Below are 18,907 nucleotides of genomic sequence, written 5' to 3'. Positions count from 1 at the left end.
CGAGACGGAATCCGAGGGCGATTCCTCAAGCTCCAGGACGGCATGGTCGCCCGAGCGGGAGACCGCAGCCTCGTAGGGCCGCTCGCCCGTTGTGGTGGCAAGCCCGATCGTGCGCAGGGTGCGCGTGGTTCCGGCCTGTGGCGGATCAGCGAGCGGCGCCTCGAATTCCTGGGCCAGAACCGGCAGGACCTCGGCGAAGGGCCGGCCCAGGATCCCGGTCGGATCGAGCCCGAAGATGTCGGCCACGTTGGCGCTGGCATAGGCGAGCGTCCGGTCAGAGAGCCGGAGCGCCAGAAGGATGCCGTACGGCTGGATGCTGCCCGGGATGTGGATCGGCTCCCGGTCGCAGGCGGTCAGGTCGATGTCCTTTGGGTCGATGTTTTGCGGCGTCTGCAGGGTCATGGGGTCTCGCACAGCCAATCATGCATCACGGCGAAGGTGTTCTGTGCGGACGCGACGATCAGATCGTCGGCCTCGGGCGAAGATGCTTCCAGAAGCACTGCGCCGAACGACTTCCACATGGCAGAAATATCACGTCCATAGCTGCGGAAATAGGCGCAGCCCGTCTCCGCGTTGAGCCCAAGTCGGTTCTCCACGTCGCGCGCAATGATGGCGCCGCCGAGCGTGGAACCCTCGACCACATACATGCTCCCAAGCACCGCTTCCGTGCCTGGGAGCGGCATCAGAGGCCGGCATTGTGGCAAACGGATGATGTCTTCCGATTTTAGTCCTAGGGCCCCAAGATCCTGAACCAGAAGCTGCGTCTTGCGCCGGCGCTCGAAGAACTCTCGGTCGGGCGCCTGGCCGGCGGCTTCCTCTTCCCAGGCCTTGTGGAACCCGTAGAAGCGGATCAGCAGGTCCCGGTAGGCTTCGCGCGAGGCGATCCGGCGGTCGAGGTCCATCGCTGCCTCGATCCTGTCGTGCGCCGCCCGGGTTTCCGTTTTCAATCGTGCCAGAATCGTCATGCAATCTCGTCCACGGGTCGGCCCAGCCGCCTGGCAGTCGCGCGCTCGGCCAATCCGAGCCCGTCGTGGATCAAAACAGCCAGCAAGGCAACCACCAATCCACCCTGCAGGATGAACGCGACATTGTTGGATTGAAGCCCGGCGATGATCACCTCCCCCAGTCCCTTGGCCGCCACGGTCGAGCCGATGGTGGCCGTGCCGAGGCTGATGATGACCGACAGGCGAATGCCGGCAAGGATCACCGGCAGGGCGAGCGGCAGTTCCACCTGCCACAGGCGCTGGCGCGCATTCATGCCCATGCCCCTGGCGGCCTCGAGCGTGCGGGGAGACACGTCGGTCAGGCCGGCGAGCGTGTTCTCGAAGATCGGCAGGAGCCCATAGAGAAACAGCGCGATGAAGGTGGGCTTTTCCCCGAAACCCACAAGCGGCACGGCGATGGCCAGCACGGCGATGGGCGGAAAGGTCTGGCCGATATTCACGAGGCTGCGCGAGAGCGGCAGGAACTCACGGCCTCCAGGCCGGGTGACGAAGATGCCGAGCGTCACTGCCAGGACGGTGCTGGCAAGCGTCGCCAGGACGACGATCCGCACATGCGACAGGGTGAGGGCCAGCAGGCTGCCCTGGTTGTAGATCGCCGGCGCGTCGTTTGCGGTCAGCGGCGCGAACGCAAAGGCGAAGAGCTGCGGCGCCGTCACGAAGGCGACGAGCAGAAGCAGCGCCGCAACGCGCAGGATGACGGCACGGGCGCTCATGCGAGAGACCGCCCGTGCTTGAGGATGCCGTCCACGCTGATGCGCCCGATGGGAGCCCCCGCGGCATCGGCCACCGGAAGAGCGGACCTGCCGCGCCAGATCAGCTGCGCGAGCGCCTCGCGCAAGGTCGCCGAAACGGTGATCGGGTCACCCTCGGCGGATCCGGGCTCCATCGCATCCTGCACGCTCGCCAGCGACAGCAGACGGAAGGGCCGCTCCGCTGTTCCGACAAGCTGCTCGACGAAGGCTTCCGCCGGATGGGTCAGCAGATCCGCCGGCTTTGCATATTGCACGAGCCGCGCCTGATCCATGACGGCGATGCGGCTACCCAGATGGAAGGCTTCGTTCATGTCATGCGTGACGAGCACGATGGTGGTGCCGAGCCGCCGCTGGATCGCCAGGAGATCGTCCTGCGCCTTGCCGCGAATGACCGGGTCAAGGGCCCCGAAAGGCTCGTCCATCAGGAGAAGCGCGGGCTTCGCGGCGAGCGCGCGAGCAACGCCGACGCGCTGCTGCTGACCGCCGGACAATTGATGCGGAAATTTCTGTGCGAACTCCCCCGGATCGAGCTGGAATAGATCGAGCAGTTCCTCGACCCGAGCGGCGATCCGCCGCCTGTCCCAGCCGAGAAGGCGCGGCACCGTAGCGATGTTCTCGGCGACCGTTCGATGCGGGAACAAGCCATAGCCCTGGATGACGTAGCCGATGCGATGCCGCAGCTCGTCCTCCGGGATGGTGGCCGTGTCCTGCCCGTCGATGAGAACGCGGCCCGCATCGGGCACGACGAGCCGGTTGATCATGCGCAGCAGGGTCGATTTGCCGGCCCCCGAAGTGCCGACCACAACCGCGATCTCGCCCTCCCCGACCGTGAAGGACACATCATCGACGACGATGCTCTCGCCAAAGCGCTTGCTGAGATGCTCAATCTCGATCATGAGCGCCCCGTCGTGTCAGGTCGATCACCGCATCGAGGATGATGGCCGCGGCAAAGGACAGGGCCACCGTCGGAATCGCCCCGAGCAGCACGAGATCGATCGCGGTCTGGCCGATGCCCTGGAACACGAAGGTGCCGAAGCCCCCTCCCCCGATCAGCGCCGCGATGGTGGCCAGCCCCAGGTTCTGGACCAGCACGATGCGGATGCCCGCCAGGATCACGGGAAGCGCCAGCGGCAGCTCGATCTGCACGAGGCGCTGGCGTCGCGACATCCCCATGCCTCGCGCAGCCTCGATCACGTCGGCCGGCACCTGACACAGGCCTGCCATCGTGTTGGCCACCACCGGCAGCAGGGAATACAGGAACAGCGCAATGAACGCGGGCGCCGCGCCGATGCCGCGGATGCCGAGCGCCGCGGCGAGCGGCACGTTCGCGGCGAGAAAACCCAGCGGCGCGATCAGGATGCCGAAGAGCGCGATGCTCGGGATCGTCTGCACGATGCTGAGCCCCTGCAGGAGCGCCGCCCGCAAGGCGGGAACGCGATGGCTTGCAAGGCCCAGGGGCAATCCCACGAGACAGGCGGCCAGCATGGAACCGAAGGCGAGCCACAGATGCTGGCGCGCCTCGCGCCAGAAGCTATCGGCCCGGTTCGCATATTCCTTCATCAGGGAGAGATCGCCCCAGGCTCCCGACAGAAGCAGAAGCGTCAGCGCGCCTGCGGCGATGCTCAAGGCCACGAGCCTTCCCCAAGGCCCCAAACGCAGGCGCGTCAGCGCGTCGGCGGCAAGCAGCGCGAAGGCCAGGGCGAGAAGCCAGAAGCCGATGGCGGGCGACACGCGGGCGAAGCCGTTGCCCGCCGGCGTGACGAAGCCGGCGGAAAAGCCGACGGCGGGAAAGATCACGCACAATCCCAGGGAGGCCGCCGCCAGACGGACGAGGGGCCTGTGCGCCAGCACCGCGCAGAGCGCGACACCGAGCACCACCGCGATGGTGATGAGAGCGCCTGCCGGCGGCAAAGCATCGAACAGCATGCGCCCTTCGCCCGACACGATGCGGTTGGCCCGGTAGGTGACGAAGGGGCTTGCGAACAGCGCAAGGCCCATGAGCCCGGCGATCACGCTCCCGAGCCGATCCAGGTGCAGATGGGGGCGCAGGGTGTGCATGCCGGGCGCGGTGGTTCGGGAGGAAATCGTATTCACAAAGCGTCCGGCCTTCGTCGTGCAGTCTGTCCTTCGAATCCAGCCGTCAGATCACTTCAGGAAGCCCTTGGACTTCAGGTAATCCATCGCCACCGTTTTCGCCGGCTCGCCGCCGACCTGCACACGGGCGTTCAGCCCCTGGAGGGTTGCGAGATCCAGGGAGGCGAAGACAGGCTTCAGGATCTCGGCAATCTTCGGGTTCTCCTTCAGGGCCGCCTCGCGCACGATGGGAGCCGGCGCATAGACGGGCTGGACGTTCTTGTCGTCCGCCAGCACCACGAGACCCGAAGGAGCGATGCCCCCGTCGGTACCGTAGACCATGGCGGCGTTGGCCCCGTTGGTCTGCTCGGCCGCCGCCTTGATGGTGGCCGCCGTGTCGCCGCCGGACAGCACGATGAGCTGCTCGGGCTTCATGCGGAAATCGTAGGTCTTCTGGAAGGCCGGCAGGGCGGCTTCCGAGTTCACGAATTCGGCGGAGGCTGCGAGCACCACCTTGCCGCCCTTGGCGATCCATTGGCCGAAATCGGACATGGTCTTGAGCTTGTTGGCGTCGGCGACCTCCTTGCGCAAGGCAATCGCCCAGGTGTTGTTGGCCGGCGCCGGATCGAGCCAGACGACCTTGTTGGCGTCGTAATCGAGCTTCTTGGCGGTCTCGAAGCCCTTGGCGGCGTCCTTCCACACGGGGTCGTCGGCCTTGTTGAAGAAGAAGCCCGCATTGCCGGTATATTCGGGGTAGATGTCGATCTCGCCGGCCGTGAGGGCCTTGCGCACCACCGGGGTCGCGCCGAGCTGGATCCGGTCCTGGGTCTTGATGCCATTGGCATCGAGGGCAAGCAGGATGATATTGCCGAGAACGGAGCCTTCGGTGTCGATCTTGGACGAGACGACCACATCGGCCCTGGCAGTACCCATCGCGGCTAGCCCGAGGGCGGTGGCGAAGGCGAGCGACTTGAGGACGGTCTTCATGTGAACCCCCTGATGAATCCTTGCCCGGCTGTTTTTAGGACAGCCCGGCGATTTAGGCAGAGGGGGGCTCAAGAAGAGTTGGGCCGGAGGATAAAAACTTCGTGTGATGCCAAAAGATCCCGCCGGAGGAACCTTCGTCCTCCGGCGGGGCGACCGTGAGCGCCTCAAGGGCCTCTTTTAGGCGCTCAGGGTCGACGGAGGCTCCTGGGCGATGGTGAAGCGAACCTGGGCCTGCGGCCGGTGATCCTCCGACAGGGTGCGCCAGGTGCGCTCGGCTTCCGTGCGGCTCTCGAAGGGCCCGATGACCCGCTCGGTGCCCTGGACGATTTTTTCGCAGTCGCAGGAGGTGTACTCGCCGCCGACCACCCAGAAACGTGAATTGCTCATTGTCGATCTCCGTTGATGAAAAGGGTTCGAGATTCGTCGAGGATTATTCGGCCGCCTGGAGCTTGGCGGCCGACTGGAACTGTGCGGTCTCGGTCGACTCGGCCATGGCGGTGGTGGAGGACTTGCCGCCCGTGATTACCACCGAGACCTGGTCGAAGTAGCCGGTGCCGACCTCGCGCTGGTGGCGGGTGGCGGTGTAGCCGCTCGTCTCTGCGGCGAACTCGGCCGCCTGGAGCTCGGAATAGGCCCCCATGCCGCGGTCGCGGTAGCCGCTCGCCAGGTCGAACATGCCGTAGTTGAGCTGGTGGAAGCCGGCCAGCGTCACGAACTGGAACTTGTAGCCCATGGCGCCGAGCTCGCGCTGGAACTTGGCGATGGTGGCATCGTCCAGCTTCTTCTTCCAGTTGAAGGACGGCGAGCAGTTATAGGCCAGGAGCTTGCCCGGATAGCGCTTGTGGACGGCTTCCGCGAACTTGCGGGCATCGTCGAGATCCGGGTGCGAGGTCTCCCACCACAGAAGGTCGGCGAATTCCGCGTAAGCGAGGCCACGGGCGATGCAATGGTCGAGTCCCGTGCCGTCCTTGAGGCGATAGAAGCCTTCCGGCGTGCGGCTGTCGGGCTCGATGAACGGGCGGTCGCGCTCGTCCACGTCGGAGGTGATGAGCTTGGCGGATTCCGCATCCGTGCGGGCCATGATCAGGGTCGAGGTGCCCATCACGTCGGCGGCGAGCCGCGCGGCGATGAGGTTACGCTCATGGGCGGAAGTGGGAATGAGCACCTTGCCGCCGAGATGGCCGCACTTCTTCTCGGACGCAAGCTGGTCCTCGAAATGCACGCCCGCGGCGCCGGCCTCGATATAGGCCTTCATGATCTCGAAGGTGTTGAGCGGGCCGCCGAAGCCAGCCTCCGCATCGGCCACGATGGGCAGGAACCAGTCCCGCTGCGCACCGCCCTCGGCATGCTCGATCTGGTCGGCGCGCTGGAAGGTGCGGTTGATGCGGCGACACAGCTCGGGGCCGGAATTGACCGGGTAGAGCGACTGGTCGGGATACATGGCGCCGGCCACGTTCGAGTCGGCGGCCACCTGCCAGCCGGAGAGGTAGATCGCCTCCAGCCCGGCCCGGGCCATCTGCATGGCCTGGTTGCCCGTCATAGCGCCGAGCGAATGAACATAGGGACGCTCGTGGAGCAGCTGCCACAGCTTCTGCGCGCCGCGCTCGGCAAGGGTGTGGGCGACCTGCACCGAACCGCGCAGCCGCTGAACGTCCTCGGCCGAATAGGGGCGGCGGATGCCATCGAAGCGGCCCTTCGGGGCGGAAGGGATCAGGTCGTTGGTCGAAGCCGGGGACGTCTGGGAGGTCATCGCTAATCCTTCAGTTTACATTCCTTGACAAAACCCGCCTACAGGCCAGAATTGATGCAATGCAGCAGGGCTCGTTCATCTAATAATCCTTGAAGAAGCATTTGTTTCAACGATGGATTTGCGAAGAAAAGTAGCCCTGTAAAGCTATGACAGGTCACCTCGTGTAAAGTTGTAAAAAGATTTACAATATGGATGAGAGCAGAAAGCTTTTCGTCGGCCCCCGCCTGAAGCGACTGCGGCGCGACCTCAACCTGAGCCAGTCCCGCATGGCCGAGGAGCTCGGGCTGTCGCCGAGCTACCTGAACCTGATGGAGCGCAACCAGCGCCCCATCACCGCCCAGGTGCTCATCCGCCTCGCCCATGCCTATCAGCTCGACCCGCGCGAATTCGCCAACGACGATCACGGGCGCACCGTGTCGGAGCTGGAGGAGGTGTTTGCCGATCCGCTGTTCCGCGCGACCCCGGTGGCGCGGCTCGAGCTACGCGAGACCGTGGAGAGCGCCCCCTCCCTGGTCGACGCCATCAACCGCCTTTACCGCGCCTATCAGGCCCTGCGCGGGGCCCGGGAGGCGGTCATGCCCAACCTCAGCGACCGCGATCGTGCCGAGGATGCGGCCCAGGTCGATCCGGTCGACCGGGTGAGGGAGCTGATCCACGAAGCCAAAAACCATTTTCCGGAACTGGACGAGGCCGCCGAAGCCCTCGCGTCGGACCTCGCCTCGAGCGGGCACGACCTGTTCTTCGCCATCTGCGAGCGCCTGCACGCCCGGCACGGCATCCGGGTGCGGGTGATGCCCATCGACGTGATGCCGGACAGCCTGCGCCGCTACGACCATCACCGGCGCCAGCTCCTGATTTCGGAACTGGTAGATCCTTCCGGCAGGACCTTCCAGGCTGCCTATCAATTGGCCTTCGCCGAGATGCGCGAGACCATCGACGCTTTGGCCGCGCGCCTGGAACCGGTCGACGGCCCGGCGCGGCGCCTGCTGCGGGTTTCGTTCGGCAATTATTTCGCCGGCGCCCTGATGATGCCCTATGCGAAATTCCACGCGGCGGCGGAAGCTTTGGGCTACGACGTGGAGGTGCTGGGCGCCCGCTTCGGCGCGAGCTTCGAGCAGGTGGCGCACCGGCTCACGACCCTGGCTCGCGCCGGCGCGCGGGGCATTCCCTTCTTCCTGGTGCGGGTGGATTCCGCCGGCAACGTGTCGAAGCGCTTCTCGTCCGGCCGCTTCCCATTCTCGCAGTTCGGCGGCACCTGCCCGCTCTGGAACCTGCACTCCACCTTCCGCACGCCGGGTCAGGTGGCGACGCAAGTGATCGAGCTGCCGGACGGCTCGCGATGGTTCTCGGTGGCGCGAACCGTCAAGCGCGCCTTCAACCCCTGGGGCGCTCCCGATCCACGCTTCGTGGTGGGCCTCGGCTGCGAGCTGAAATACGCCCATCGCCTCGTTTATGCCCGCGGCCTCGACCTGTTGTCCGCTGAGGCCACGCCCATCGGCATCAACTGCCGCCTGTGCGAGCGCGCCGCCTGCCCCCAGCGCGCCGCTCCGCCGCTGATGCATGCGCTGATCGTCGACGAGATGAAGCGCGGCGTGTCGCCATTCGAGTTCGACGCGACGTGAAACAACCGAACCGCCTCAGACCGCGCGGTCGTGACGATAGAAGGCGTTGGGGACTCCATCGACATCCCTGATGCCGGTGAACGACATCCCAGCCTTTTCGAGCACGCGGCGGGAGGCGGCATGCTCGGCCACGGCAAATCCGATGACATGGTCGAGGGGCTTGGCCTTGTAGATCCAGTCCAGCAGCGCCCGAGCAGCCTCGGTGGCATAGCCCTGACCCCAGAGAGCGCGTTTGAAGCTGTAGCCGAGTTCGAGTTCATTGGTGTCCGGAAACCATCCGAAGCCGGCGCGGCCAAGGAACGTTCCTTGCCGGTCGGTGACCTTGAACTTGGTCCAGCCATGGGCCGCGTAATCGGCCCGGAAGCCCTCGAACTTGGCCCGAAGATACGTCTCGTCCCAGGGCGGATCGCCCATTTGCAGGAAATGCTGCACCTCGGGATCGCCGTGAAGGGATGCGAAGAGCGGAAAGTCCTCGGCTTCCCAGGGGTGAAAACACAGGCGTTCGCTGACCAGAACGGGAGGCTTCATCGGTGGCCCTTATTGCGTCCCATCGAGCCAGTGGTCCAGGAACCGGTCGAGCCAGCGCGAGACATGCGGGTCGTGCTGGTAGCGGCCTTCAAGCTGCCGGATCCGGTCCTGGGCGCCCGGCATGCACAGACGCTCCTCGGCCACCACCGTCCAGCGGCAGAGCATGGCGTGCGTGACCTCCGGGTGGAACTGGAGCCCGAAGGCTTTCTCACCCACGCGGATCGCCTGGGTGGGGAAGTCGTCGCCGGTGGCAAGCGTCTCGGCGCCGGAGGGGCAGTCGAACCCCTCCCGGTGCCAGTGATAGACATGGCTCGGCCAGGGCACGCCCCAGTCCGTGCTCAGGGCCTCGCCAGCCTTCGTAGGCACGAGCGGGTAATAGCCGATTTCGGCCCGGCCCTCGGGATGCGCCCAGACGCTGGCGCCCAGGTGCTTGGCCATCATCTGCGCGCCGAGGCAGAGGCCGAGATACGGCTTGTTCTCCTTGAGCGGCACCGCGATCCAATCGATCTCCTGCTTGATGAACTCGTCCGGATCGTTGGCGCTCATGGGCCCGCCGAACACCACGGCGCCGGCATGCCCGGCGAGGGTCTCCGGCAGCGGATCGCCGAAGCGGGGTCGGCGGATGTCGAGGGGATATCCGCGCTCCAGGAGCAGGCGTCCGACTCGGCCGGGAGTCGAATGTTCCTGATGCAGGACGACGAGGATCGGCTCCTTGAATCGCCGCCTAGGCATGGTTGCGATTCCAGGCCGACGTGGGAGGATGGACGGAGAGACGCGAAAACATCCGCAGATTATTCAGGACAAGCGCCGTGCCATGCAAGGGGGCATACGAGCGACTACCCTCCCGGGCGGCGATGAAGCTGGTTCAGGTAGCGCTCGGCCACATCCCTTGCCGGGCGCTCGTCGACGACGATCTCCGCATTGAGCGCCTGGAGCTTGGCCGTGCTGAGAGAGGCGAAGACCCCGTTCAGCGCTTTCGAGATGTTGGGAAAGCGCTCCAGGGCCTCATTGCGCACGACAGGCGCGGGCTCATAGACGATCTGAGCGCCCCTCGTGTCTTTCATGACCACGAGGTCGAGGGTCGCGATGGCACCGTCGGTGCCATAGACCATGGCGGCGTTCACGCCGCCGATGCTCTGCGCCGCCATGCGCATGGTGGTCATGGTGTTGCCGCCGGGCTGGACGGCGATCCTGTCCCGGGGAAAGTGGAAGCCATAGGTCTTCTCGAAGGAGGCGAGCGCCGCCGGGCTCTCGACGAACTCGGCGGAAGCCGCCAGCCGCAGGTTCACGGACGTTCTGACGGCTTGAGCGAGATCGTCCATGGTCGTGAGATTGGAGCGCCGGGCGAGGTCGCCCCTCAGGGCGATCAGCCATGTATTGTTGGCGGGAGCCCGCTCGAGCCAGGCCAGCCGGTGCCGCTCCGCATCGAGACGCTTGACCAGATTATAGGCCGAGGCCGGGGCCTTCCAGGCCGGATCGCTTTCGAGTCCATGAAAGAACGCACCGTTGCCTGTGTATTCGGGATAGACGTCGATCTCCCCCTGGAGGATTGCTTGGCGCACCTGCTGGGTCGGCCCGAGCTGAAGGCGGGTCTCCACAGGGATCCCTTCGCGTTCCAGCACAAGAGCGATCATGCTGCCCAGCAGGGCGCCTTCGGTATCGGCCTTGGAGGCGACCACGACGGGGTGATGCCCGTGAGCGACGCCCGGCGTGCTCGACAGCGCCAAGAGAGCGCCGAGCGGGGCAATAAACCGAAAAGCCCTGAAAATTCTGCTTCTACCTATCACGTCAGCCGATCGGGTTAAGGGATGCCGGATCTGGAAATAGAGCTGTCTGGCTCTAAAATCCCGTCTTATAATGATATCATGGATCAGGGCGGTTCCAGGCCCTTTTGCATGGAGACGCAAAAGTGATAGAAGCGTCCGAGTCTCAAGGCTTGAAGTCCAAAACATTCAGGGCATGTGTCCCATGCTCTGGAGAACAATCTACCAGCGCCTTGCCTGAAAGAAAGCGAAACCGTGACCGATAGCGTAATGAGCGACGGCGATCTCAATGGCCTGCGGATCCTTGTCGTCGAGGACGAGGCTGCGATTTCCCTGCTGCTGGAAGACATGCTTCTCGATTTCGGCTGCGAGGTGATCGGCCCGGCGGCCCGGCTGTCCGCGGCGCTCGAGGTCGTGTCCCGAGAGCAGGTCGATCTGGCCATTCTCGACGTGAACGTGGCCGGCGAGCCCATCTACCCGGTGGCGGAAGCCCTGGCGCAGCGCTCGATTCCCTTCGTGTTCTCCACGGGCTACGGCAGCGCCGGGATCCGCGACACCTTCCGCGACCGCCCGGTTTTGCAAAAGCCTTTTGCCCAGCACGACCTGAAGCAGAAGCTTCTCATGGCCCGCACCAAGACGGCCTGATTTCAGCGCCTCCTGCGTCAATCACGACCCGATCTGTGGCCGATATGCCGCAATGATTTACCCTGTGCTCCAAAACACACCAGTCATGATGTGAATCGGCTTTGATCCCAGGCTCTTGCTGCTAAGCTCGGGTAACGTTAGAGCAGGTAGCCCCTGATCAAGCTGGTCCCTCATGTCTGTACGATCTTTCCGCCTTCTGACCGCAACGAGCGCTCTTGTGCTGAGCCTCGCCCATGCGCAGGCGCAGTCTCCCGTGCCGCGCCCGGTGCCGACGGCGGGCGCCATCGTGGCCGTCAAGGGCGGCGAGGAAATGCGCTTCGTGCGCGAGGACCTCTGGCGCTCGGCCGCCATTCAGCAGAACGTGGTCGGCGGCGATACCCTGCGGACCAACGAGATCGGCAATCTCGCGATCCTGTTTTCCGACCAGACCCAGATCCGTGTTGGGCGCAACTCCACCCTGACCGTCAATGACGTGGCCGGCGGTCAGACCGGGAACACCCAGCTCAGCCTGCAGGGCGGCACCATCTGGGCCCGCGCGGCCCGCGGCGGCTCGGGCGTGGACGTCAAGACGCCCGCTGCGGTGGCGGCCATCCGCGGCACCGACTGGTCGCTGTCGGTAGAGGGAGGACGCACCTCTCTCATTGTGCTCGAAGGCGTGGTCGAGCTCACCAATCCTCAGGGCTCCGTCACGGTCCGCCAGGGCGAGGGTGCCGTCGCGTCCATCGGCCAGGCGCCGACGAAGTTCGTGATCACCAACTCGAACGACCGCGAGCAGATGCTTTTCTACCTGAGCCTGCGCGAGACCTTCTCGTCGCTTTCGACCACGCCCCTGACGGGTCCGGTTCTGAGAGCGGAGCGCGCCAGGATCAAAGCCATCCCTCCGCAGGCGCGCAGCGTCGACGATTGGCTGACCCTGGCCGAAATCGCTCCGTCCTATGACGGCAGGGCCGTGGCCGCGCAGGCGCTCGCTGAGGCCCGCAGCCGCCGCATGAGCGCCTCCCAGCGCGCCCGGGCGGACATGGTCGAGGCCGCCCTCCTCGGAGCGCAGCACCGCTGGTCCGAAGCCGCGGCCCTGTTCGCGAGGGCCGAGCGGGGCCTCGACCCCAAGCGGCGCGTGCTGGCCTCCTATGGGCGCTACATCAGCCAGTCGCTGGCCGATCCGAACCGGGTCTATGCGGAGCCCAAGGCTCCGGGCAACGATCCGTTCGCCGCCCTGGCCCATGCCTATGTGGTGGCCTTCAAGCAGGACCTGAGTGCTGCGGCCGAAGTCCTGAGGGCGGCCGAGAAGCGCTTTCCGAACGATGCGCGGATCGCCATGACGGCGGCCACGGTGGCCTATGCCTTGAACCGGCGCGAGGAGATGCGCGCCTCCATCGCCAGGGCCAAGGCCCTCGACCCGGACGATCCTGAAGTGATTGCCGCCGAGAGCAACATCCGCGGCGACATCGACGGCGAGGTCAACGCGGCGATCGAGGCCCTGCGCCGGGCCGTGGAGATCGCGCCCGGCAACTCGGGTCTCTGGAACACGCTCGGCCTCTTCGAGTCGGACCGGGACCGCCCGCTTGCCGCTGAAGACGCCATGCGCCGGGCGATTGCGGAAGATCCGTTCAGCCCGGTTGCCTACGCCAATCTGGCGATTTTCCTGCTCGACCAGTACCGGGTCGAGGAAGCAGGCGCGATGATCGACAAGGCGCTTGCCCTCGATCCCGGCTTTCATGTGGCCTATCTCGCCCGAGGCCGCTATCTGATGCAGAAGGGAGAACCGGCGAAAGGTCTCGAGGCCATTCTCGCCGGCTCGGCTGCCAATCCCGGTCTGTCGCAGGGCCTGCTGCTGGCGGCCGCCGCCTATTACCAGAACGGCGACGACGAGCTGGCGATCCAGGCCCTCGACAATGCGGACCGGCTGGATCCGAACGATCCTGCCGTGTCGAGCGTGCGCACCGGCATCGCCATCGATCAGTACCAGGCCGATCAGGCCGTTCTCGCGGCCCGTGAGACCCTGCGTCGCTACCGCCAGCGCGGCGGCGATTTCGCCGGCATCGCCATCAACAAGGATGGCGGCTCCTATCCGGCTCAGGCCTATCGCTTCCTGAACCTTAACGAATGGTCCCGCTTCTACGGCGACCGGGTGTTCGATCCCTTCGACGCGTCGAGCTATTTCGATCAGTCGGCGGTGGAACGCCCCAGCCTCGTGACGGGCCGGCCGGACGTCTCGAACATCGAGAGCGGCGTCGGCTTGGATCTTTCGGCGCTCAACCTCACCATCCAGGGCCTCTTCTTCGACCCGCTGGCCGTCTCCGGCCGCATCGGGCGGCCCGACTTCTACCGCCGCCCGTTCGTCGACGCGGAGGTGGGCGGCTCGCTGCTGCACCACAACGGTCGCCTCGGCTGGGGAGCGGACGCAACCGTGCAGGGCTTCTCGAACGAGCCGGTTCCAACCTCCTTCAACATCACGGCAAGCCGCACCAAGACGAACGGACGCGATCTCATCGACCGGGAGAATGCCGACAGCGGCGCCTTCTTCGTCGGCATGGCGCCCACGGCGGCCGACCGCTTCCTCGTGTTCGGGGCCGGAGCGAACAACGATCCGGCCATCGCACAGGCCCGCACTGCGAACAGCCTTACCGATTCCACCCAGAACAGCACGGCGGTATTGGGCGGTGCCGGCTGGAGCCACAGCTTTGGTGACAGGAACGTGCTGACGGGTGCTGTCTTCGGGATCAATTCGATTGATCGGCTTCGACAGGAAGGGGTTGAAACCGACCCGCTCACCCCTCTCTTCGCCGCGTTTGGAAATACTTGGACCCGTACGCGAGTCGAGGGTGGTTCGGCCACCCTGTCGCATATGATCGGCTTCGGCGATGTGACTCTTCACTATGGGCTTGAGGCACAGCGGGGACGGACCGTCTCAAGTACGATTGTTCGTGGGTGCATATTCAATCTACAAACTCAACTTTGCGACGACTTCTTCGATTCGAATGAGCGCACTGCTTCAAGCTTCACCGCTACGCGTCTCTATGCGGATGTATTCTGGCGACCGCTCGACTGGTTCGAGGCTCAGGCTGGGATCGAACGAAGCAGCATCGAGATCGCAAGTGAAGATAACAATGCAATCTCACCGCGCGTCGGGCTTGGCATTTCTCCCTTCGAAGGCCATTGGCTCCGGGCCGCTTACCGGCAGGATACCAGGCAGCCAATCCCCTTCACCTTAGCTCCTGTCACCACGGTGGGCCTTGTTCCCAATGAGATTCCCACCGGGTTTGGCGGAGAGACCGAAACCCTGGCTCTTCGCTGGGATGCGGAATGGTCTCCTCACGTCTTCACCTCGGTCGAGTATCAGCGCCAGGATGCGGAGAACCTGAACCTTCCGGTGGCTTATTCCGTCACCGACATCGGTATCGACAAGGCGCGCGTCGATCGCCTTGCCGCAACGGCCAACCTCTGGCTGACCCACGGCATCGGTGTATTCGGCACCATCGGAACGATCTCGTCGGAGGTGCGCTCGGAGGAGGCCAGAGGCGCCGACGTGCCCTTCATCGCCGGCAAGTTCGCGCGCGCCGGCGTCACCTTCGTCCATCCAAGCCGCCTCAAGTTCACCCTCGCCGGCACCTTCCTGGGAGACATCACGGGCAACATCGAGGGACGCGAGATTGACGACTACTGGACGGCCGATGCAGCCTTGAGCTGGGAAACCCCGGATCGCCGCCTCCTCTTCGGACTGAGCGTGCTCAACATGTTCGACGAGGATTTTGAACTCGCCCCCGACATCCGTGGGCCGGGGCGCACCATCGAGGCGAGCGTGAAAGCCAGGTTCTGAGGTGAAGGGCTCTGAGACGACACGGGATCATGGCGCCGGAGAACCGCTCTGGCGCCACTTCACCATGGCCGGGATCATTGCAGCGCTGCTGATCCCGTTCGTCTTCTTCTTTTCGCCCATCCGCCTCATCGAGGCACGGCTCTACGATCTCCTCTCGGTGATCGCGCCGCCAAGCCCGGCGCAGCCGGGAGCCGTCCTGGTGGCTATCGACGAGCCGTCCATCGGCGAGATCGGTCAGCGCTGGCCCTGGTCGCGGGAGATCCATGCAAAGCTCGTCGAGAGCCTGCGTGCGGCCGGCGCGAAGGTGATCGCCTTCGACATCGTTTTCGCCGATCCGTCTACGGAGGAGGCAGACACGGCCTTCGCGAAAGCGCTCGGCCCGGACGTCGTGCTGGCAGCCGACGACGTCACAACGATGCTGAACCAGGGCGTTCAGGTCACCCGGGTCAACCCGCTCGACTTCTTCCTCGACGCGAACGCGTCGGCAGGTCTCGCTTCGGTTCACCTTGATGGCGACGCCTATCTGCGCCGCATGCCGGAGATGCGTGACAGCTTCGCCGGCGAGGCCCTGCGCCTAGCCGGCGAGCCCAAGCCGGCCGCTCCCGAGGGAGCCCTGATCCAGTATCTCGGACCGGCTTACACCTATCCTCGCGCGTCCTATTACCAGGCTCTGGATCCGGCCAATTTCCTGCCACCGGGCTATTTCAAGGATCGGATCGTTCTGGTGGGCCTGAGCCTGAAACAGGCGACCTCCGCCGACATCGGCACCCCCGACGCCTTTCCCACGCCCTACACGGTAACGGAGGGTACGCTTACCCCTGGCGTGGAGGTGCAGGCCAACATCCTCGACAATCTGCGGCATGGCCTCTACGTGCTGCCCGTCTCTCCCTCCCTGATGGTGCTCCTTATCGTCGCCGGCGCCTTCATGGCGGCTGTGTTGTCCATAAAGGGTGTCACCTGGCGGACCGGCCTTGCCGCTTTCTTCGTGCTTGCCTTCTTTATCGTCGGAGCCTGGGCTCTCCTGCGCTTCGGACGGTTTTGGGCGCCCCCCGCCCTGCCCGCAGCCGCAGCGCTGGCGGTGTTCGGCGCGCGGTTCGGCCTCGACTATGCCCGCGAGCGGCATCTGCGCCGCACCGTGTCGGAGGCGTTCTCGCGCTACCTGTCGCCGGATCTCGTGGCGCAGCTCGCCCGCGATCCGGGCGCCCTGAAGCTCGGTGGCGAGCGCCGCAACCTCTCCATCCTGTTTTGCGACGTTCGCGGCTTCACCACCCTGTCGGAAAAGCTGAAGGACGAGCCGGAGCGGCTGACCACGCTCATCAACCGTCTGCTCGATCCTCTTTCGGAAGCAGTGCTCGCGGAAGGCGGCACCATCGACAAATATATCGGCGATTGCGTGATGGCGTTCTGGAACGCGCCCCTGCCCAGCCCGGATCATCCGTTGAAGGCCGCGCGCGCCGCCATGCGCATGCTGGAGGCAGTGAAGAACCTGAACGCGGAGCTGCAGCGGGAGATGGGTGAGGACGCCCCTCGCTTCGCCATCGGTGTCGGCATCAACACCGGTGACTGCGTGGTCGGCAATGTGGGGTCGCGCTGGCGCTACGATTATTCCGTGCTCGGCGACACGGTGAACCTCGCCTCGCGCCTGGAGAGCCTGTCGAAGGAATACGGCGTCTCCATTGTGCTGGGACCTGCCACGGCGAAGGCCCTGCAGGAGCATTTCGTGATCATCGAACTCGACCGCATCGCCGTGAAAGGCCGCAGCGAAAAATCGGCGATCTTCACCATCGTGGCACCGGCCGAGCAGCGCCAACAGAACCCGGCGCTTGCGCAACTGACGGAGTTGCATCCCACGCTCCTCGACACCATCGGGGCAGGAAAGCGCGTAGAAGCCCTGGCACTGGTCCAGCAGTGCCAAACGCTCTCTCCGTCCTTGTCAAACTACTACAAGAAACTGATGGGAAAGGCCGCGGCCATCCCTGAGTGATGTCTCCCCGTCGCTCCGGCTCGCGTCATGATTTTGCAACCCATTAGCAAGTAAAAACAAAGTCTTGCGCTTGAAGAAACACCCTCTATAAGGTCGCTTCGTTTCCCGCTGAGCCAGCTTTTCAAGTGACGCGCCATGGACAAGATTCAAAAACTTGCCATCGGCAGCATATTCGTCGGAACCGTTGTTTTCGTCCTGAAATATGCCGCCTATTACATCACGGGCAGCATTGCGCTTTATTCCGACGCGCTGGAGAGCATCATCAACGTGGTGACGGCGGTGGCGGCCTTCCTGGCCGTTCGCCTGAGCGCCGCGCCGGCGGATGCCAATCACCCTTATGGTCACCACAAGGTGGAATATTTCTCCGCCGTGCTCGAAGGCGTGCTGATCATCGTCGCGGCCCTGGCGATCCTGCGGGAGGCCTATTTCGGGCTGCTGTCACCGAAGGTGATCGACGCGCCGATGCACGGCCTTGCCATCAATGCCGTCGCCGGCGCGATCAACGCGGTTTGGTCCTGGGCTCTGATCCGTCATGGACGGCGCCTGCGCTCCCCCGCGCTGGTGGCCGATGGGCGCCATCTGCTCACCGATGTTGTGACCTCGGCGGTGGTCATTGCAGGCCTCCTGCTGGTGCCGCTCACCGGATGGACCTGGCTCGATTCGGCCCTGGCCGCCATGGTGGCCGTGAACATTCTCTGGTCCGGGTGGAGCCTCATGAAGGAGAGCATCGGCGGCCTCATGGACGAGGCCTTGCCCGAAGCCACGCTCGTGCGCGTGCGCGAAATCATCTCCGCCAATGCGGAAGGCGCCCTGGAGGCCCACGATCTGCGCACGCGCCATGCGGGTCGGATGACCTTCATCGATTTTCATCTTGTGGTGCCCGGCGCCATGAGCGTCACCGAGGCTCACGACATATGCGACCGGCTGGAACGGGCACTGAAGGCCGACGTGGAGGATGCGTTGATCACGATTCATGTGGAGCCCGACAACAAGGCCAAGCATGCCGGCATCGTGGTGCTCTAGGGGTAGATCCTCTCAAGCAATAGCTTGTAAATTTTCTATTAACTTCTTCTTAGCCGCGCCCCAGCAACTCAAGTAATTAACGAAGACTTACTACACCATTACGTATTAACCGCAGTGGATCGTGTCAGTACTGCCGGCTACAAGTGAGCAGCCTGGATAAGCGCGTCGTGGGGGCGCGCGCCTCCCGCGGCGAAGCGGGCAGGCCACCGAAATTGCAATGCGTGCTTTGAACAATCTCAACATCGTCATCAAGCTGGCCATCCCCGTGGTCGTGATGATCGCCGTCACCATTGGTCTCATCTTCTTTGCCAAGACCGGCCTGGACACTCTTGCCGAAGAAACCCAGCAGATCGTGGATCTGCATGCAGCCCGGCGCAGCATGGCCCTGGACATCAAGGCCCATGTCAACGAGGCGGCGATTCAGGAAAAGAACCTGATCATCGAGACGCGCTTTCAGGAAATGGCCATTTATGAGCAGGCCTTCCGGGAAGCAAAAGCGGAAGCCCTGAAGGATCTGGATTCGCTCATAGCACTCTCCGACTCGCCCGAGCGGCGCACAGCCAACGAGCAGCTGAAAAAGGTTGTCGAAGACTACTTCGCCATCATGGGCCGGACCATTGCCCATGCCCAGCTCAACGAGAGCGACGAAGCTTTCAAGGTCTCGAGCGGCGAGGGCCGCGCCCTGCGTCAGAAGGCCTCGCAAGCCCTCGACGAGCGTGCCAACGCCAATGCCGCCGCTCTCGAGACCGAGAAGCACGATGCCGCTGAACTTGCATCACTCACATCGACGAAGCTGATCGTCGCCTCCGGCGCCGGCCTAACCTTGGCGATCGTGCTTCTGGCGGCAATCACGCTCTACGGTGTCACGCGTCCCCTGAACGGGATGACGGGAGCGATGGGCCGGTTGGCTGATGGCGATCTGGACGTGAGCGTCACGGGCACGGAGCGGAAGGACGAGG

17 protein-coding genes are annotated in these 18,907 nt (G+C 64.6%); 6 read left to right on the top strand and 11 right to left on the bottom strand.

From position 1 onward, the window contains the following. The 8 genes from JQC81_RS33560 to aceA all read right to left on the bottom strand — a co-directional run. Positions 1–402 (bottom strand): PAS domain-containing protein (locus JQC81_RS33560; protein ID WP_246520729.1); only part of this gene is annotated, 402 nt, incomplete at its 3' end. Continuing rightward, positions 399–965, bottom strand: coding sequence for a biliverdin-producing heme oxygenase (locus tag JQC81_RS28880; RefSeq protein WP_203275230.1), 567 nt, complete (start codon positions 963–965; stop codon positions 399–401). The genes JQC81_RS28880 and JQC81_RS33560, both read right to left, overlap by 4 nt. Continuing rightward, the gene (locus JQC81_RS28875; protein ID WP_203275229.1) at positions 962–1,717 is read right to left on the bottom strand and encodes an ABC transporter permease; all 756 of its coding nucleotides are present in this window, start codon (positions 1,715–1,717) and stop codon (positions 962–964) included. Before JQC81_RS28875 ends, JQC81_RS28880 begins: the two co-directional genes overlap by 4 nt. Then, positions 1,714–2,652 carry an ABC transporter ATP-binding protein gene (locus JQC81_RS28870; protein ID WP_203275228.1) on the bottom strand — a complete coding sequence of 313 codons (939 nt, stop codon included), beginning with the start codon at positions 2,650–2,652 and terminating at the stop codon, positions 1,714–1,716. Before JQC81_RS28870 ends, JQC81_RS28875 begins: the two co-directional genes overlap by 4 nt. Next, positions 2,639–3,814, bottom strand: a complete 1,176-nt coding sequence (locus JQC81_RS28865; RefSeq protein ID WP_203275233.1) for an ABC transporter permease — start codon at positions 3,812–3,814, stop codon at positions 2,639–2,641. Before JQC81_RS28865 ends, JQC81_RS28870 begins: the two co-directional genes overlap by 14 nt. Positions 3,815–3,901: 87 nt before the next feature. Beyond that, entirely contained in the window at positions 3,902–4,816 is a 915-nt protein-coding gene (gene osmF / locus JQC81_RS28860; RefSeq protein WP_203275227.1) for a glycine betaine ABC transporter substrate-binding protein OsmF, read from the bottom strand. A 177-nt stretch (positions 4,817–4,993) separates the two neighbouring features. Beyond that, positions 4,994–5,203 (bottom strand): DUF4170 domain-containing protein, encoded by a 210-nt coding sequence (locus tag JQC81_RS28855; protein WP_203275226.1) that lies wholly within the window; start codon positions 5,201–5,203, stop codon positions 4,994–4,996. A gap of 43 nt (positions 5,204–5,246) precedes the next feature. Beyond that, a complete protein-coding gene (aceA, locus tag JQC81_RS28850) occupies positions 5,247–6,566 on the bottom strand; it encodes an isocitrate lyase (protein ID WP_203275225.1) in 1,320 nt (439 codons plus the stop codon). A gap of 188 nt (positions 6,567–6,754) precedes the next feature. Between aceA and JQC81_RS28845 the strand changes: the two genes are divergently transcribed. Then, on the top strand, positions 6,755–8,188 hold the full coding sequence (locus JQC81_RS28845; RefSeq protein ID WP_203275224.1) for a helix-turn-helix domain-containing protein: 1,434 nt from the start codon (positions 6,755–6,757) through the stop codon (positions 8,186–8,188). A gap of 15 nt (positions 8,189–8,203) precedes the next feature. Here the strand turns inward: JQC81_RS28845 and JQC81_RS28840 are convergent, their stop codons facing one another. From JQC81_RS28840 to JQC81_RS28830, 3 genes are all read right to left on the bottom strand, one after another. Further along, positions 8,204–8,716 carry a GNAT family N-acetyltransferase gene (locus JQC81_RS28840; RefSeq protein WP_203275223.1) on the bottom strand — a complete coding sequence of 171 codons (513 nt, stop codon included), beginning with the start codon at positions 8,714–8,716 and terminating at the stop codon, positions 8,204–8,206. A 9-nt stretch (positions 8,717–8,725) separates the two neighbouring features. Continuing rightward, entirely contained in the window at positions 8,726–9,448 is a 723-nt protein-coding gene (locus JQC81_RS28835; RefSeq protein WP_203275222.1) for a glutamine amidotransferase, read from the bottom strand. A gap of 104 nt (positions 9,449–9,552) precedes the next feature. Further along, entirely contained in the window at positions 9,553–10,443 is an 891-nt protein-coding gene (locus JQC81_RS28830; RefSeq protein ID WP_246520728.1) for a glycine betaine ABC transporter substrate-binding protein, read from the bottom strand. A 306-nt stretch (positions 10,444–10,749) separates the two neighbouring features. Here JQC81_RS28830 and JQC81_RS28825 point away from each other — a divergent pair, with 306 nt between their 5' ends. The 5 genes from JQC81_RS28825 to JQC81_RS28805 all read left to right on the top strand — a co-directional run. Next, positions 10,750–11,124: a response regulator gene (locus JQC81_RS28825; RefSeq protein WP_203275232.1), complete on the top strand. Its 375-nt coding sequence runs from the start codon at positions 10,750–10,752 to the stop codon at positions 11,122–11,124. Positions 11,125–11,296: 172 nt separating this feature from the next. Next, positions 11,297–14,941, top strand: a complete 3,645-nt coding sequence (locus tag JQC81_RS28820; protein WP_203275220.1) for a FecR domain-containing protein — start codon at positions 11,297–11,299, stop codon at positions 14,939–14,941. A gap of 1 nt (position 14,942) precedes the next feature. Beyond that, positions 14,943–16,925 carry a CHASE2 domain-containing protein gene (locus JQC81_RS28815; protein ID WP_312887605.1) on the top strand — a complete coding sequence of 661 codons (1,983 nt, stop codon included), beginning with the start codon at positions 14,943–14,945 and terminating at the stop codon, positions 16,923–16,925. Between the two features lie 135 nt (positions 16,926–17,060). Beyond that, on the top strand, positions 17,061–17,948 hold the full coding sequence (locus JQC81_RS28810) for a cation diffusion facilitator family transporter (protein WP_203275219.1): 888 nt from the start codon (positions 17,061–17,063) through the stop codon (positions 17,946–17,948). A 217-nt stretch (positions 17,949–18,165) separates the two neighbouring features. After that, positions 18,166–18,907: MCP four helix bundle domain-containing protein (locus JQC81_RS28805; protein ID WP_203275218.1), on the top strand; the 742-nt coding region annotated here is incomplete at its 3' end.

The organism is Microvirga arabica (assembly GCF_016811235.1).
In the GTDB taxonomy this organism is placed as follows: Bacteria; Pseudomonadota; Alphaproteobacteria; order Rhizobiales; family Beijerinckiaceae; genus Microvirga; species Microvirga arabica.
This window is presented reverse-complemented; position numbering and strand designations above follow the sequence as displayed.

What these genes read in the sequence shown, in the direction of transcription:
- aceA (WP_203275225.1), bottom strand. Translation starts at nt 6,566, where the DNA reads ATGACCTCCCAGACGTCCCCGGCTTCGACCAACGACCTGATCCCTTCC.
- JQC81_RS28880 (WP_203275230.1), bottom strand. Translation starts at nt 965, where the DNA reads ATGACGATTCTGGCACGATTGAAAACGGAAACCCGGGCGGCGCACGAC.
- JQC81_RS28810 (WP_203275219.1), top strand. Translation starts at nt 17,061, where the DNA reads ATGGACAAGATTCAAAAACTTGCCATCGGCAGCATATTCGTCGGAACC.
- JQC81_RS28875 (WP_203275229.1), bottom strand. Translation starts at nt 1,717, where the DNA reads ATGAGCGCCCGTGCCGTCATCCTGCGCGTTGCGGCGCTGCTTCTGCTC.
- JQC81_RS28820 (WP_203275220.1), top strand. Translation starts at nt 11,297, where the DNA reads ATGTCTGTACGATCTTTCCGCCTTCTGACCGCAACGAGCGCTCTTGTG.
- JQC81_RS28825 (WP_203275232.1), top strand. Translation starts at nt 10,750, where the DNA reads ATGAGCGACGGCGATCTCAATGGCCTGCGGATCCTTGTCGTCGAGGAC.
- JQC81_RS28855 (WP_203275226.1), bottom strand. Translation starts at nt 5,203, where the DNA reads ATGAGCAATTCACGTTTCTGGGTGGTCGGCGGCGAGTACACCTCCTGC.
- JQC81_RS28840 (WP_203275223.1), bottom strand. Translation starts at nt 8,716, where the DNA reads ATGAAGCCTCCCGTTCTGGTCAGCGAACGCCTGTGTTTTCACCCCTGG.
- JQC81_RS28835 (WP_203275222.1), bottom strand. Translation starts at nt 9,448, where the DNA reads ATGCCTAGGCGGCGATTCAAGGAGCCGATCCTCGTCGTCCTGCATCAG.
- JQC81_RS28845 (WP_203275224.1), top strand. Translation starts at nt 6,755, where the DNA reads ATGGATGAGAGCAGAAAGCTTTTCGTCGGCCCCCGCCTGAAGCGACTG.
- JQC81_RS28870 (WP_203275228.1), bottom strand. Translation starts at nt 2,652, where the DNA reads ATGATCGAGATTGAGCATCTCAGCAAGCGCTTTGGCGAGAGCATCGTC.
- JQC81_RS28865 (WP_203275233.1), bottom strand. Translation starts at nt 3,814, where the DNA reads ATGCACACCCTGCGCCCCCATCTGCACCTGGATCGGCTCGGGAGCGTG.
- osmF (WP_203275227.1), bottom strand. Translation starts at nt 4,816, where the DNA reads ATGAAGACCGTCCTCAAGTCGCTCGCCTTCGCCACCGCCCTCGGGCTA.